Source organism: Streptomyces javensis, from assembly GCF_039525925.1.
GTDB classification, from domain to species: Bacteria; Actinomycetota; Actinomycetes; order Streptomycetales; family Streptomycetaceae; genus Streptomyces; species Streptomyces asiaticus.
This window is the reverse complement of the sequence record NZ_BAAAIF010000019.1, coordinates 50200-65415: the sequence shown is the minus strand read 5'-3', so window position 1 is coordinate 65415 and position 15216 is coordinate 50200. Positions and strand designations below refer to the sequence as shown.

Annotated in this window: 11 protein-coding genes; 8 read left to right on the top strand and 3 right to left on the bottom strand. The window is 72.2% G+C overall.

Translation table 11 applies throughout. The features are described from left to right. The first annotated feature begins 1122 nt into the window (after window positions 1-1122). Entirely contained in the window at window positions 1123-2298 is a 1176-nt protein-coding gene (locus ABD329_RS19355) for a transglycosylase family protein (RefSeq protein WP_198280772.1), read from the top strand. Between the two features lie 114 nt (window positions 2299-2412). Here the strand turns inward: ABD329_RS19355 and ABD329_RS19350 are convergent, their stop codons facing one another. Further along, entirely contained in the window at window positions 2413-3084 is a 672-nt protein-coding gene (locus ABD329_RS19350; protein WP_344316679.1) for a DUF429 domain-containing protein, read from the bottom strand. Between the two features lie 123 nt (window positions 3085-3207). On the opposite strand from ABD329_RS19350, the gene fdh reads away from it, so the two are divergent. The 3 genes from fdh to nrfD are packed head-to-tail and all read left to right on the top strand — an operon-like array spanning window position 3208 to window position 8536. Next, window positions 3208-6471 (top strand): formate dehydrogenase, encoded by a 3264-nt coding sequence (gene fdh / locus ABD329_RS19345; protein ID WP_198280774.1) that lies wholly within the window; start codon window positions 3208-3210, stop codon window positions 6469-6471. Next, complete coding sequence (locus ABD329_RS19340; protein ID WP_198280775.1) at window positions 6468-7487, top strand: 4Fe-4S dicluster domain-containing protein; 1020 nt, start codon at window positions 6468-6470, stop codon at window positions 7485-7487. Before fdh ends, ABD329_RS19340 begins: the two co-directional genes overlap by 4 nt. Continuing rightward, window positions 7487-8536: an NrfD/PsrC family molybdoenzyme membrane anchor subunit gene (nrfD, locus tag ABD329_RS19335; RefSeq protein WP_344316677.1), complete on the top strand. Its 1050-nt coding sequence runs from the start codon at window positions 7487-7489 to the stop codon at window positions 8534-8536. Before ABD329_RS19340 ends, nrfD begins: the two co-directional genes overlap by 1 nt. Window position 8537: 1 nt before the next feature. Here nrfD and ABD329_RS19330 read toward each other — a convergent pair whose 3' ends face one another. Then, window positions 8538-10343 (bottom strand): alkaline phosphatase family protein, encoded by a 1806-nt coding sequence (locus ABD329_RS19330; protein WP_309142885.1) that lies wholly within the window; start codon window positions 10341-10343, stop codon window positions 8538-8540. A 593-nt stretch (window positions 10344-10936) separates the two neighbouring features. Between ABD329_RS19330 and ABD329_RS19325 the strand changes: the two genes are divergently transcribed. Next, entirely contained in the window at window positions 10937-11308 is a 372-nt protein-coding gene (locus ABD329_RS19325) for a MerR family transcriptional regulator (protein ID WP_198280556.1), read from the top strand. A 19-nt stretch (window positions 11309-11327) separates the two neighbouring features. Continuing rightward, complete coding sequence (locus ABD329_RS19320; protein WP_198280555.1) at window positions 11328-11678, top strand: VOC family protein; 351 nt, start codon at window positions 11328-11330, stop codon at window positions 11676-11678. Here ABD329_RS19320 and ABD329_RS19315 read toward each other — a convergent pair. Then, on the bottom strand, window positions 11653-12432 hold the full coding sequence (locus tag ABD329_RS19315; RefSeq protein ID WP_198280554.1) for a GntR family transcriptional regulator: 780 nt from the start codon (window positions 12430-12432) through the stop codon (window positions 11653-11655). The genes ABD329_RS19320 and ABD329_RS19315 overlap by 26 nt on opposite strands. 104 nt (window positions 12433-12536) lie before the next feature. Here ABD329_RS19315 and manD point away from each other — a divergent pair, with 104 nt between their 5' ends. Then, window positions 12537-13754 carry a D-mannonate dehydratase ManD gene (gene manD / locus ABD329_RS19310; RefSeq protein WP_198280553.1) on the top strand — a complete coding sequence of 406 codons (1218 nt, stop codon included), beginning with the start codon at window positions 12537-12539 and terminating at the stop codon, window positions 13752-13754. Then, window positions 13751-15184: a mannitol dehydrogenase family protein gene (locus tag ABD329_RS19305; RefSeq protein ID WP_344316676.1), complete on the top strand. Its 1434-nt coding sequence runs from the start codon at window positions 13751-13753 to the stop codon at window positions 15182-15184. The genes manD and ABD329_RS19305 overlap by 4 nt, the downstream gene beginning before the upstream one ends. Window positions 15185-15216: the final 32 nt, after the last annotated feature.

The window sequence follows — 15216 nt, the reverse complement described above, 5'->3', positions numbered from 1 at the left end:
CCGATGAGTTGGCCAGGCACTCAAGCGGCTTCCCCGGTTCCGCGGGCCATACGGAGGCGAGCGGGCATACGAGTCGGGGCCCTGGTTCCGCACCCGGTGCCCTCGGGAGCGAGCCGTAGGGCGCGCCGGTGCCGAAAGCGACGAGGAGCGGGGAACGGGGAACGGGCGACCGTCGACGAGGAGTGTCGGCACCGGATCGGAGCGCCCGGAGGCGAGCGCCCCAAGAGCGCCCCAAGAGAGAGGCGGTCGTCCCGCCATCTCCCCTCCATCTCCCCTCCATCTCCCCGCCGTGTCGTCGCCCGGGCCGCTTCCGCTCCCCTACGGCCCCGGACCGGAAGGCCACGGTCGGCGGCGGGCCCCGTCGATACGTTTCAGTCCCCCGCCGCGCCCCGGGAAACTCCGCCGGGCACCTCCGGCGCGTTCGCTCATGCGTCCCCTCTTCCCCGCCCCACCGCAAGGCCGTCCTATTTCCCGCCCCTGCCACCGTCTCCCGCCCCCCCTTCCTCTCCCCCTCTCCCCGGCATTCTCCGGATGCCGGGGAGGCGACCGGAACGGCTGGTTCCAGTGCGGCGCCGCACGGTTACGGCCGCCTCCTCGGGCCCACCCGCCAAGCGGCCGATCTTGACCGGGCGGTGAGGCAATAGCGCCGGGGAAGATCCCGTGCGGTGCGACCGGCCCGCACCGGCCGCCGTATTGAGCCGCCCGCCGCTCGTCCGGTCTTCAACCTCTCGCGCCCCGGCACCAATTCACCCGGACCGCCGTCCGAGATCGGTCACCGATCGCCCGGAAACCAATCCGGCGAAATAGCGTCCAGCCCGTCCGGCGCCCCGGAGAATCATTTCCCGCCGTACGAGGGCGTCCGGCGGCGCGTGATCGCCCGCACCCGCCCCCGGCCCGCCGCTCCCGCCCCGCCGGCGGCCGTGCGCCCCCGGCCCTCCATGCGCCTCCCGCCGCACAGCTGAGGGAGCGTCAGCCGATTCCGGGGTGGCACCGGGCGGCGCTCGGCGGTCCATGAGGCCCCCTGCGCCTTGTGACCGGCGGGGCCGGGCTGCGGTACTCGTACAGCCCGCCGGGTCCTCCGGAGGGCGACGTCGAGAGCCGTTGTGGAGAGGAACCAGCCTCATGGCCGTACGAGGAAGTCACCGACGCCCCGCATCGCCCAGCCGGGTCTCGCCGCTGTGCGCGGCGCTCACCGCGGGTGGTGTCGGCATCGTCCTGCCGCTCCTCGGCACCGGCGCTGCCCACGCGGCCTCGGTCGACACCTGGAACCGGGTCGCCAAGTGCGAGAGCGGGGGCAACTGGCACATCAACACCGGCAACGGCTACTACGGCGGACTCCAGTTCTCCCAGCACACCTGGGCGGCGTTCGGCGGCACCGCCTACGCCCCGCGGGCCGATCTGGCCTCCAGGGCCCAGCAGATCACCGTGGCGGAGGCGGTGCTGCGCAAACAGGGCCCCGGCGCATGGCCGGTGTGCTCAGTCCGCAGCCGGCTGACCCGGTCCGGGCCACCCGCCGCGGTGACGAGCCAGAACGCCCACCCCCGCGCCCAGCACCCGGCGAAGCCCAAGAAGTCGACCAAGTCGGCCAAGTCGGCCAAGTCCGCCGCGAAGTCCCGGGCCCGGCAGCACACCGCCCGGCGCGCGGCGGCCTCCGGCTCCTACACGGTCGTCCGCGGCGACACGCTGTCCCGCATCGCCACGCGCGCGTCGGTCAGGGGTGGCTGGAAGGCGCTGTACCACGCCAACCGCGGGACCGTCGGCCCCAACCCGAACCTGATCCACCCGGGGCAGCGGCTGAACCTGTCCGCGGGCTCCCGGCACCCGCACAAGACGGCCTCCCGCCACCGCGCCTCGGCGGCCTCGAGCCACACGGTGGTCCGCAAGACGGCGGCCCGCCCGCATACGTCCCCGGTCAGCGGGCCCATCAGCGCGGGGTACGGCACCCGCGGCTCGCGGTGGGCGAGCGGCCACCACACCGGCGTGGACTTCGCGGTGCCCATCGGCACCTCCGTACGCGCGGCCGCCCCGGGCACCGTGGTGGCCGCCGGGTGGGGCGGTGCCTTCGGCTACCAGGTGATCATCCGCCACGCCGACGGCCTCTACACCCACTACGCGCATCTGTCGGCGCTGACCGTCCGCACCGGGCAGTCGGTCGAGGCGGGCCACCGGATCGCCAGGTCCGGCAGCACCGGGAACGCCACCGGGCCGCATCTCCACTTCGAGGTCCGCACCGGCCCGCGCTACGGGTCCGACATCGACCCGCTGGCCTATCTGCGCTCCCACGGCGTCAGCGTCTGACGCCACACACCGGACGCATCGCGTCCGCACGGTCCATCTCCGAGGGGTGGGGGAAGGGGAGGTCGCCCGAGGCACGGCTCGGGCGACCTCCCGCCATTCGCGCGGGGGAACGCTTCAGTACCAGATCGCGACGGGCAGCCCGGTCTCCGTCGTCTGGGGCGGATCGGGAAGGCTCCGGGCGACCCGGAGCGCGATGCGCCGCGCGCTCCAGGCCGCCGCCGCGGCGTCCAGGACGTCGTCGGGCGGCACCCGCCCGGCCGGTCCGAGGTCGTCGGGCAGGACGATGCCCTGGTCCCCCAGCAGCCGGCGGCGCACGGCCTGGCCGTTCCAGCCCTTCTTGCTCCAGGGCACGGGCCGCCCCTCGCCGAGGGCGGCGAAGGAGACCTCGGGATGGACCTCGTACAGCCGGTGGTCGCCCCCGTCCCGGCAGGCGTTGGCCTCGCGCAGCTTCACGGCCAGCCCCCACGACTGACGGCTCAGCCCCTTCTCGACCACCCGCCGGCACACCTCGTTGGCGGCGTCGTAGCCGTCCGCCTCCCAGACCTCGCGCGGCGGTACGGAGAAGACCCGGGAGCGGTGCGGGGCCACCATCGCGGTGGCCAGGGCGTCGGCCTCGCGCCAGCCCCGCTCCAGCAGCCCCAGCGGCATGTCGACCGCCACCACGGCGGCGTCCGGAACCCGGCGAAGCAGCTCGCTCAGCGCCTCGGCGGTATCGGCCCCGGCGAAACGGCCCTCCTGGTCCAGGGCGACGGCCACCCAGCCGGTGCGGCAGGCGTCCACCCCCACGACGGGCGATTCGGCGCATCCGGGTGCGGGCGGAGTGTGAAAAGCATCGCGACGGGAACCCATGCGCCGTATCCGACCACGCGGATGAGCCGGTACGGGGCCGAACGGCAGGAAAGGACGGCGATGGGCGTACGCACATGGATCCAGGATTGGCCTGTCTACCGCCAGCTGACCGGAAGCGACCCGCTCGGCCGCGGCACCGCCACCACCTCGGCCGCCACCCGTGAGCAGCACCCCCGCACCGTCACGGCCGACAAGGTGGTCAAGTCGGTGTGCCCCTACTGCGCGGTGGGGTGCGCCCAGAACGTCTATGTGAAGGACGACCGGGTGGTGCAGATCGAGGGCGACCCCGACTCACCCGTCAGCCGCGGCCGGCTGTGCCCCAAGGGCTCGGCGTCCCTCCAGCTGACCACCGGCGACTCCCGGCGCCATGAGGTGCTCTACCGCCGCCCGTACGGCACCGATTGGGAGCGGCTGGACCTGGACACCGCGATGGACATGGTCGTCGAGCGGGTGATCCGCACCCGCCGCGAGGGCTGGCAGTGGGAGCGGGACGGGGTCGGCGTCAACCGCACCATGGGGATCGCCAGCCTCGGCGGCGCCACCCTGGACAACGAGGAGAACTACCTCATCAAGAAGTTGCTGACCGGGCTCGGGGTGATCCAGGTGGAGAACCAGGCCCGGGTCTGCCACTCCTCGACCGTGGCCGGGCTCGGCACCTCCTTCGGCCGCGGTGGCGCCACCACCTTCCTCCAGGACCTCCAGAACGCGGACTGCATCGTGATCGAGGGCTCCAACTTCGCCGAGGCCCATCCCGTGGGCTTCCAGTGGGTGATGGAGGCCAAGGCGCGCGGCGCGAAGGTCATCCATGTCGATCCGCGCTTCAGCCGCACCAGCGCACTGGCCGATCTGTACGTACCGATCCGGGCCGGCACCGACATCGCCTTCCTCGGCGGCATCATCAACCACGTCCTGACCGGCGGCCACGACTTCCGCGACTACGTCCTGGAGTACACCAACGCGGCAAGCATCGTCGGCGAGGAGTTCGAGGACACCGAGGACCTGGCCGGGATCTTCTCCGGTCTCGACCCGGAGACCGGCCACTACGACGTTTCCACCTGGGCTTACGAAGGCGCCGAGGTCCAGGCGCCGCAGGGCGCGCCCGACGAGCTGTACGAGGACCGCACCCGGCCCGACGCGTCCCTGTCGACCGCCGCCTTCTCCGAATCCCACGGCTCCGGCGGCGCGCCCACCTCCGCGGCGGTCCCCACCGACCGGACCCTGCGACATCCGCGCTGCGTCTATCAGATCCTCAAGCGCCACTTCTCCCGCTACACACCCGAGATGGTCGAGAGGACCTGCGGGATCCCCCAGGACACCTTCCTGGAGGTGTGCCGCGCGCTGGTGGAGAACTCCGGCCCGGACCGCACCTCGGAGTTCGTGTACGCCGTGGGCTGGACCCAGCACACCGTGGGCGCCCAGTACATCCGCACCGCGAGCATCCTCCAGCTGCTGCTCGGCAACATCGGCCGCCCCGGCGGCGGCATCCAGGCGCTGCGCGGCCACGCCAGCATCCAGGGCTCCAGCGACATCCCCACCCTGTTCAACGTGCTCCCCGGCTACATCCCGATGCCGCACGCCCACGCCCATGAGGACCTGGACACCTTCGTCGAGGCCGTGAAGACCGAGAAGGGCTTCTGGGGCGAGATGCGCTCCTATGTCGTCAGCCTGCTCAAGGCGTACTACGGCGACGCCGCGCACGCCGGCAACGACTACTGCTTCGGCCATCTGCCCCGGCTGACCGGCTCCCACAGCACCTACCACACCGTGCGGGAGATGCTGGACGGAGTCTGCAAGGGCTACTTCCTGATGGGCGAGAACCCCGCCGTGGGCTCGGCCAACACCAAGATGCAGCGGCTGGGCATGGCCAACCTGGACTGGCTCGTCGTCCGGGACTTCTCCCTCATCGAGTCCGCCACCTGGTGGCAGGACGGGCCCGAGATCGAGACCGGCGAGCTGCGCACCGAGGACATCGCCACCGAGGTGTTCTTCTTCCCCGCCGCCGCCCACACCGAGAAGTCCGGCTCGTTCACCAACACCAACCGGATGCTCCAGTGGCATTTCGCCGCCAAGGAGCCGGACGGCGAGGCGCGCAGCGATCTGTGGTTCATGTACCACCTCGGGCGGCGGATCAAGGAGCGGCTGAAGGACTCCACCGACCCGATGGACCGGGCCATCCAGGACCTGGCCTGGTCCTACCCCACCGAGGGACCGCAGGACGAGCCCAGCGCCGAGGCGATCCTGGCCGAGATCAACGGCCATGACGCGCGCGGCGAGCCGCTCAGCGCGTACACCCAGCTCAAGGACGACGGCTCCACCACCTGCGGCTGCTGGATCTACTGCGGGGTGTACGCGGACGGCGTCAACCAGGCCGCCCGCCGCAAACCGCACACCGAGCAGGACTGGATCGCCGCCGAATGGGCCTGGGCCTGGCCCGCCAACCGCCGCATCCTCTACAACCGCGCCTCGGCCGACCCGGACGGCAAGCCGTGGAGCGAGCGCAAGGCGCTGGTGTGGTGGGACGCCGACCGGAACCGCTGGACCGGCCATGACATCCCGGACTTCATCCCCGACCGGGCGCCGTCCTACCGGCCGCCCGAGGACGCCCAGGGCCCGGACGCGCTCAGCGGAGTGGATCCGTTCATCATGCAGGCCGACGGCAAGGGGTGGCTGTACGCCCCGGCCGGGCTGGTGGACGGCCCGATGCCGACGCACTACGAGCCGCAGGACTCGCCGGTGCGCAACCCCCTCTATCCGGAGCAGCAGCGCAACCCGGCCCGGGAGATGATCTCCGATGGGCACAACGCCTTCCACCCCAGCGGGGGCGCGCCGGGCAGCGAGGTGTTCCCGTACATGATCACCACCTATCGGCTCACCGAGCACTTCACGGCGGGCGGGATGAGCCGCTGGACGCCGTATCTGGCCGAGCTCCAGCCGGAGTTCTTCTGCGAGGTCTCGCCCGAGCTGGCCGGTGAGCGGCATCTGGAGCACACCGGCTGGGCGACGCTGATCAGCGCACGCGGGGTGATCGAGGCCCGGGTGATGGTCACCGAGCGGATGTCGCCGATCAGGGCCGGAGGCCGCACGGTGCATCAGATCGGGCTGCCGTACCACTGGGGTCCCAATGGCTACACCCGCGGGGACGCCGCCAATGAACTGACCGCCATCGCCCTCGATCCGAATGTCCACATCCAGGAGGTGAAGGCGCTGAGCGCCGACATCCGTCCCGGCCGCCGCCCCCGCGGCCCGGAACTGACCGCCCTGCTCGAGGACTACCGGCGGCGCGCCGGCATCACGGTACGGACCGGAACGGAGGTGCGGGGATGACCGACACCTCGAAGCGCTCATCGCTGATCGGCCGCAATCTGCTCGCCGGAGCCGAACCGGATGTCGCCGGGGACGCCGGGCACGAGGGCCATCCGCCCCGGGTCGGCTTCTTCACCGACACCTCGGTGTGCATCGGCTGCAAGGCGTGCGAGGTGGCGTGCAAGGAGTGGAACGCCGTCCCGGAGGACGGGCTGGACTTCACCGGCATGTCCTTCGACAACACCCAGGGCCTCGGTGCCTCCACCTGGCGCCATGTGGCCTTCATCGAGCAGAACAAGCCGCTGGGCCGGGCCGAGACCGGCGTCGACCACGGCGATGTCGATGTGCTGGCCCTCGCGGCGCAGGGCTCCGGGACCCCGGTCGAGGAGGCGGCGATCACCCCCACCTCCCCGGCGTCCCCGTCCGAGGACGGACAGCACGGGCTGCGCTGGCTGATGTCCTCTGACGTGTGCAAGCACTGCACCCACGCGGCGTGCCTGGACGTGTGCCCGACCGGTGCGCTGTTCCGCACCGAGTTCGGGACCGTGGTGGTCCAGGACGACGTCTGCAACGGCTGCGGCTACTGCGTGCCCGCCTGTCCGTACGGGGTCATCGACGTACGGCCCGAGGACGGCGGGGCCCACAAGTGCACCCTGTGCTACGACCGGCTGGGCGCGGGCCAGGAACCCGCGTGCGCCAAGGCGTGCCCGACCGACTCCATCCAGTTCGGCCCCCTGGACGAGCTGCGCGAGCGCGCCGCCGCCCGGGTCGAGGAGCTGCACCGGGTGGGGGTCGAGGACGCGCGGCTGTACGGGCACGACCCGGAGGACGGCGTCGGCGGCGACGGTGCCTTCTTCCTGCTGCTGGACGAGCCGGAGGTGTACGGGCTGCCGCCGGACCCGGTCGTCACGACCAGGGATCTGCCCTCGATGTGGCGGCACGCGGGCGCCGCGGCCCTTTCCCTGCTCGGCGGCGTGGCCGCCGTGTTCGCGGCCCAGGCCGGTGTGAGCGGGCGCCGTACCGGAAGGAGGCGCTGATGAGCGAGTCGGACGTCACCCGGGACGGCATCCGCGGCGCCCGGCCGGGCCGGGACGCGCAGGTCGGCAAGGGGGTGGGGAACGGCGGGCGGCGCGGCCGCAAGGGCGGGAAGGGCCGCGGGGGCGAGCAGTCGATGGTCCCCGGGGCGGAGTTCACCTCCTACTACGGGCGGCCGGTGCTCAATCCGCCCACCTGGCGCCCCCTGGACATCGCGGGCTACTTCTTCCTCGGCGGGCTCGCGGGCGCCGGGTCGGTGCTCGCGGCGGGCGCGGAGCTGACCGGCCGTCCGGTCATGGCCCGCGCGCTCAAGGTGTCCTCGATCGCCGCCCTGACCGGCTCCACCGCCGCCCTGATCCACGACCTCGGGCGCCCCGGGCGGTTCGCCAACATGCTGCGGGTCTTCAAGCCCACCTCGCCGATGAGCATGGGCTCATGGCTGCTGGCGGCCTACGGCCCGATGGCCGGGGCGGCCGCCGCCTCGGACCTGACCGGGCGGCTGCCGCGCACCGGCCGGGCGGCCACGGTGGGGGCGGCGCTGCTGGGTCCCGCGGTGGCCTCGTACACGGCGGTGCTGGCCGCCGACACGGCCGTCCCGGCATGGCACGACGGCCGTCGAGAGCTGCCGTATCTCTTCGTCGGCTCGGCCGCCATGGCGGCGAGCGGTATGGCCCTGCTGTCCTCGCCGGTGGCCGAGAACGCCCCGGCGCGGGGCGTGGCGCTGCTCGGCACGGCGGTGGAGACCGCCGCCGTCAAGGCCATGGAACGGCGGCTGGGGGTGGTCGCCGAGACCTACCGAGAGGGCCGGGCGGGCAGGCTGATGCGCGCCGCCGAGGCGCTTTCGGTGGCGGGCGCGCTCGGCGGCGCCCTCCCCGGCCGCCGCGGCCGCCCCGCCGCGGCCCTCAGCGGCGCCGCCCTGCTGGCGGCCTCCGCGTGCACCCGTTTCGGGGTGTTCCACGCCGGGATGCGGTCGGCGGAGGACCCGAAGTACACGGTCCTGCCCCAGCGGGAACGGCTCGAGGCGCGGCGGGAGCGGTCGGAGGACGACTGAACTATCGCTTGGCCGAAGGCGACGGCGAAGTCGCCTTCGGCGAGGTTGCCTTGGGCGAGGTTGCCTTGGGCGAGGTTGCCTTGGACGATGCCGATGGTGAGGCGGGCGCCGTGCCACCGCCGGGGTTCGGCCCGTAGGCGTCCAGGAAGCGGTCGCGGAAGGAGCTCATCTTCCACACCGGGGCCTTAGCCCCCGGCATCAGTCCGTCGTCCCAGCCCCAGTGGGAGATCCGGTCCAGCACCGCCTTGTCGTGCGCGACGATCGCCACCGGCACGTCCCGGCTGGCGTTGTCGCCGCTGACCCGGGCGAGGGGCTGGTGGTCGCCGAGGAAGACCAGCACCGTGTTCTTGTTGCCGTACTTCAGCACATAGTCGATGAGGCTGTTCACCGAGTACTGGATGGACCTTCCGTACTCGGTCTTCACCTTGTTGGGGTCGGTGAACACGTCCGCCGGCTTCTTGCCCGCCTTCTGGATGGCCTTGTAGACCGAGCCGTCGCCGACCTGGCTCCAGGGGATCGTCTTGGGGATGGGCGCCCAGGGCTGGTGGCTGGAGGTCAGGATGATCTCCGACATCAGCGGCTTGTCGCGCTTCTTGCCGTGCTCCAGGCGCTGGAACGCCTTCAGGGCGTACTGGTCGGGCATGGTCGACCAGCTGAACTTTGGTCCCTTGTAGCCGAGTTCCCGGGAGTCGTAGACGTGGTCGAGGCCGTAGAACTTGCCCTCCGGCCAAGCCTTCTGCACCCCCGGCATGATGCCGACGGTCCGCCAGGCGCCGGTGCGCTGGAAGGCGCGGGTGATGGACATGTGGTCGCCCGCGGTGACGGTGCGGTAGCGGTTCTGGTTGTCGATCCACAGACCGGTGAGGAACGTCGAGTGGCCCAGCCAGCTGCTGCCGCCGTATGTGGCCGAGGTGAGCCAGCCGCTCTTGGAGGCGAATCCCGCCTTGTTCAGCCGCTTGGTGGCGTTCTTGAGCGTCTTGTCGACGCCGGGCGCGATCGCCGGGTCCTCGATGGCCGAGCGGCCGTAGCTCTCGATGAAGGTGATCATCATGTCCTTGCCGCGCAGCCCGGTCAGCAGCTGGTCGCCGGGGGTGTCGCCATAGGTGTCCACGGCGGCCACCTTGGCGAACTCACGCTCGTCCCTGAGGGTCTTGCGCACCCGCTCCGCCCGGTCCTGCACCAGCGCGGTGGTACTCCTGGACGCGAACGGCGCCCCGGCCACCTGCACCCCGAGCGCCGCGCACATCACCCAGACGGTGCCGAGCACCAGGGTGGTGCGGGTGGCCACGGCGGTGTTCCGCGCCATGACGTTGCTGACCCGCAGGACGGCGAGCGCCATCAGGACGAGCAGGGCGACGGCGAGGACCACGACCCCGATCACGGCGATGGTGGCGGCCGTCTCGCCGACCGAGTCCTTGAGGTACGACTCGGCGTCGTCCAGCAGTATCCAGTCGAGCACCACGTTGAACCCACGGCCGAGGAACTCGTTGAAGCCGATGTCGAGGAGGTTCAGGATGGTCAGCGCCCCGAGGGCAGCCCCGGCGAGCACCGCCACCACCCGCCGCGCCACCGTCGGCAGCATGAGCAGCAGCGTGGCGCCGAAGATCCCCTCCACCGGGATGCGCAGGAAGGCGCTGGGTTCGACGAGGGTGAGTTTGGTCGGCAGGAGAAGGGCGAGGAAGACGAGGGCGAGGGACAGCCCCGTGACCGTCCACGCCACCGTCCGTGCCACGAGGGGGTACTTGACCCGCCAGCCCTTGCGGACGGGGGCCGCGTCGGGGGCGGTGCCGACCAGCGGGCCGGTCACGGTGGTCTCCTCCGGGTCCGCCGCCTCCTCCGACTCCGAGGCGCCGGACGGCCCGGGGGACTCGCCGTGTCCCACGGAGGCATCCGTTTCCGCGGAGACATCCGCGTCCGCGGAGGCGTCCCTGTCCGCGGAGGCGTCCCTGTCCGCGGAGGCGTCCCTGTCCGCGGAGGCGTCCCTGTCCGCGGAGGCGTCCCTGTCCGCGGAGGCGTCCCTGTCCGCGGGGGCGTCCGCGGAAGTGTCCGCATCCGCGGCGGTGTCCGCCGTCTGGGCGGGGACATCCTGCGTGCGCTCAGGTGGCCCCTCCGGTGACGGGCCCTCCGTCAAACCCTCCTCCGTGGTTCCCTTGTCCGTTTCCGACCGCTGACGAGAGCTCGATTGGCGCGACAACCCGAAGGTCCTTCCCTGCGAAGCCCGGTGGTGGCACGGCGGACCCGGCTCGGGTGGCCGGGCCCGTCGTTATCCGTACGGCGTGCCGCGGGCCCGCGTTCAATCACCTGGCACTTTTCCCCGGCGCCTTCCGCCCCTCGCGAGTGCGCCCGCCCCGACGTTACGCTGCATCCCTCACATGGATGTGAAGGTGAGGGGATCCGCGTATGCGCATCGGAGAGCTGTCGGAGCGCACCGGCACACCGCGTCGGCTGCTGCGCTACTACGAGGAGCAGGGGCTGATCCTGCCGGACCGGTGCGCGAACGGCTACCGCTCGTACGACGAACGGCTCGTCGACCGGGTGTTGCAGATCAGGGGTCTGCTCGACGCCGGGCTGCCCACCCGCATCATCAAGCAGATCCTGCCGTGCCTCGACAAGCCCAGGCTCATTCACTTCTCCGATGCCACACCGGAGATGATCACCACGCTGGAGGACGAACGGGATCGCATGACCCGGCGCATCGACTGTCTGACCCGCAACCGGGACGCGATCTCCGAGTATCTTGACGCCGTGATCGGTAACCACACCGCCAGCTGAGCCACCGGGGGAGCCCGCGATGACCGTCCGCCGTGTCGTACCCAACGTCCGGTCCGAAGCGATGCGGGAGAACCGGGAGTTCTACGGTCTCCTGGGGCTCGAGGAGGTGATGAACCTCGGCTGGGTCATGACCCTCGCCTCCCCCACCAACCCCACCGCCCAGATCGGCGTGATGACCGACGACAGGACCGGGCCGGTGGTCGCCGATCTGAGCATCGAGGTGGACGACGTGGACGCGGCCTACGCGGCGATGCGCGACAGCGGCGCCGAGATCGTCCACCCCCTGCGCGACGAGGAGTGGGGCGTCCGCCGCTTCTTCGTCCGCGACCCCAACGGCCGGGTGATCAATGTGCTGACCCATCTGGGGTGACCCGGTGACCGCCGCCCGCACGCCGGGCGCTGTCGCGGCGGGGCCGCGAGGGGGCGTCCTCGTCGCTGAAGAGCTCGGGGTGCTTGGCGCGGATCTTCTCCACATCGCTGAAGACCAGCCGCAGATGGGAGCGCAGCGACTCGTCGGCGCGGTCCCCATCGCCCGCCTCCAGCAGGTCGACCACCTCACGGTGCTGGCCGATGAGCAGGGACATCTGCTGGGTCATCGGCAGTGACAGCCTGCGGGCCCGGTCCAGCTGGGCCTTGGCCTGGCCGACCACCGGCCAGGCCGAGGCGTGGCCGCTGACGGCCATCAGCCGGGCGTGGAACTCCTCGTCCAGCTGGAAGAAGCCCTCCATGTCGGACTGGCGGTCGGCCTCCTCCTGCGCGGCGAGCAGCACCCGCAGCTCGGCCACGTCCCGCGCGCCGACCCTGCCGACGGCGTCCCGCAACGCGGCGCGCTCCAGGGCCTCCCGGATGAACTGGGCGGAGGCCACATCGCGCTCCCGGATGCGCGAGACGAACGTCCCCATCTGGGGGTAGATGTCCACCAGCCCCTCGTCGGCGAGCAGGATCAGCGACTCCCGGACGGGGGTGCGGCTCACCCCGAGCTCGGCCGCCAGCTCGTTCTCCGAGACGGCGGAGCCGGGCGCCAGCTCCAGGCCGACGATGCGCGAACGCAGCACCTCATGGACCAGTTGCCGGGTGTTACGCCCCCGGGAGCGTGCCGCGTGCAGCCCTTCCGCCGATGCCATCCGGCCCCTTCCGAACCCTTGACTCCGCTTGCTGACGTACTTGTATGGTAGCCGACCGACAGCCCGGACTCCACCCCGGGAGCCCGCTTCAGTGAGGAGCACGCATGGCCACGATCACGGAGGCCAAGGTCATCGTCACCTCGCCGGGTCGCAACTTCGTGACCCTGAAGGTGACCACCTCCGACGGCGTGACCGGTCTCGGTGACGCGACCCTGAACGGCCGCGAGCTCGCGGTCGCCTCCTATCTGGAGGACCACCTCATACCGCTGCTGATCGGGCGCGACCCCGCCCGCATCGAGGACACCTGGCACTACCTCTACAAGGGGGCCTACTGGCGCCGCGGCCCGGTGACCATGACCGCCATCTCGGCCGTGGACACCGCGCTGTGGGACATCAAGGGCAAGGTCGCGGGCCTCCCGGTGTACGAGCTGCTGGGCGGCAAGGCCCGTGAGGGCGCCCTGGTCTACGGCCACGCCAGCGGCGGCGACGTGCCCGAGCTGCTGGACGACGTGGCCCGCTTCGAGGAGATGGGCTACCGCGCGATCCGCGCCCAGGCCGCCGTCCCCGGCTCACCGGGCACCTACGGCATCCGCCACGGCACGGTCGCCACCGTCTACGAGCCCGCCACCGGCGCGCTGCCCGAGGAGCAGCCGTGGTCCACCGAGGCGTATCTGGACTTCGCACCCCGCTATCTGGAGGCGGTCCGCGAGCGGTTCGGCTTCGGCTTCCACCTGCTGCACGACGTCCACCACCGGCTCACCCCCACCGAGGCGGGGCGGCTCGGCCGCAGCCTGGAGGAGGTGCGGCTGTTCTGGATGGAGGACCCCACCCCCGCCGAACTCCAGGAGTCCTTCCGGCAGATCCGGCAGTCCACCACCACCCCGATCGCGGTCGGCGAGGTCTTCAACTCCATCTGGGACTGCCAGCAGCTCATCACCGAGCGGCTCATCGACTACATCCGCGCCTCGGTCGTGCACGCCGGCGGCATCACCCATCTGCGGCGGATCTTCCACCTCGCCGAGCTGTACCAGGTGCGCACCGGCTCGCACGGCGCCACCGACCTGTCCCCGGTGAGCATGTCGGCGGCCGTCCACCTCGACGTCACCGTGCCCAACTTCGGCATCCAGGAGTACATGGCGCACGACCCGCTCACCCACGAGGTGTTCCGGCCCGGCTACGAGCTGATCGACGGCGCCCTGCACCCCTCGGCCGAGCCCGGCCTCGGCATCGAACTCGACGAGGAGGCGGCCGCCCGCTTCCCGTACGACCCGAAGTACCTCCCGGTGAGCCGCCGTACCGACGGGTCGGTGCACGACTGGTGACCCCCGACTCCCCGCCGCGCCTGTCGCTGGCCACCCTGGACCGCGTCCCCGCCGAGAGCCGCCCGCGCACCGACCCGCGGGGCTCGCGCCCCCGGATCGTGCACCTGGGCATCGGCGCCTTCCACCGCGCCCACCAGGCCCTCTACACCGAAGCCGCCGAGGCCGCACACGGCGGCGGCTGGGGCATCGCCGGTGTCACCCAGCGCAGCCGGTCAGTGGTGGACGCGCTGCGACCGCAGGACGGGCTGTACTCGTTCACCGAACGGCGCCCCGAAGGACCGGCCACCCGCGTGGTCGGCACCGTGACCGAGGTGCTGCACGCCACCGACGACGGCGCCCGGCTCGGCGCGCTCCTCGCCTCCCCCGAGGTCACCGTCGTCACCCTCACCGTCACCGAGAAGGGCTACCGGCGCGACACCGCCACCGGCGGACTCGCCCTGGACGACCCGCTGATCCGGGACGACCTGGCGGGACGGCCCGCGCCCGCGAGCGTGGCCGGGCAGCTCGCCGCGGGGCTGCGCGCCCGGCTGCGGGCCGGCGGCGCCCCGGTGTCGCTGGTCTCCTGCGACAACATGGCCGACAACGGCGCGGTACTGCGGCGCCTGGTACGGGAGTTCATCGCCGCCACCGCATGGGACGACCGCGACCGCCTGCTGGACTGGATCACCGGCTCGGTCGCCTTCCCCGCCACCGTCGTCGACCGCATCGTCCCCGCCACCACCGACACCGACCGGCGGACCGCCGCCCGCGCCCTGACCGTGGACGACGCGGGCGCGGTCACCGGCGAACCGTTCACCCAGTGGGTACTCCAGGACATCTTCGCCGCCGACCGCCCGCACTGGGAGGCGGCCGGGGTGCGGTTCGTCCCCGATGTGAGCCCCTACCAGCTCGCCAAGCTCCGGCTGCTCAACGGCTCCCACTCGCTCATCGCGTATCTCGGCCTCGGACACGGATGCGAGACCGTCGCCGACGTCCTGGCCACCCCCTGGGGCGAGGAGACCGTACGCGCCTACTGCGCCGAGGCCGCGCAGAGCCTGCCGCCCACCGAGGGCCTTGACCTGCCCGCCTACATCGACAGCCTGGTGGAGCGCTTCGCCAACCCCGCGATGCACCACCGCATCCAGCAGATCGCCATGGACGGATCCCAGAAGATCCCCGAGCGGTGGCTCGCCCCGCTGCGCGAACTGCGCGCCGCCGGACGGGACACCCCGCTCCTGGCCACCGCCCTCGCCGCCTGGGCCCGCCGCACCCGCGACCACCCCCTGGACGACCCCCGGGCCGAGGAACTGCGCCGCGCCTGGGACGGCCCGCACACCGAGGCCCCGCGCCGGCTGCTGCGGCTGCTGGGCGCCGGGGACCTCGCGGACGACACCGCCCTCATCGCGTCCGTACGGGCGGAGCTGGACCCCGGCGCCCGGCCACCGCGCTGACCCCACGCACCGCCCCTTCCAAGGAGAGCCGC

Excerpts from the sequence above, each read along its gene's own strand:
- ABD329_RS19355 (WP_198280772.1), top strand. The coding sequence starts at position 1,123 with ATGGCCGTACGAGGAAGTCACCGACGCCCCGCATCGCCCAGCCGGGTC.
- fdh (WP_198280774.1), top strand. The coding sequence starts at position 3,208 with ATGGGCGTACGCACATGGATCCAGGATTGGCCTGTCTACCGCCAGCTG.
- ABD329_RS19340 (WP_198280775.1), top strand. The coding sequence starts at position 6,468 with ATGACCGACACCTCGAAGCGCTCATCGCTGATCGGCCGCAATCTGCTC.
- nrfD (WP_344316677.1), top strand. The coding sequence starts at position 7,487 with ATGAGCGAGTCGGACGTCACCCGGGACGGCATCCGCGGCGCCCGGCCG.
- ABD329_RS19325 (WP_198280556.1), top strand. The coding sequence starts at position 10,937 with ATGCGCATCGGAGAGCTGTCGGAGCGCACCGGCACACCGCGTCGGCTG.
- ABD329_RS19320 (WP_198280555.1), top strand. The coding sequence starts at position 11,328 with ATGACCGTCCGCCGTGTCGTACCCAACGTCCGGTCCGAAGCGATGCGG.
- ABD329_RS19315 (WP_198280554.1), bottom strand. The coding sequence starts at position 12,432 with ATGGCATCGGCGGAAGGGCTGCACGCGGCACGCTCCCGGGGGCGTAAC.
- manD (WP_198280553.1), top strand. The coding sequence starts at position 12,537 with ATGGCCACGATCACGGAGGCCAAGGTCATCGTCACCTCGCCGGGTCGC.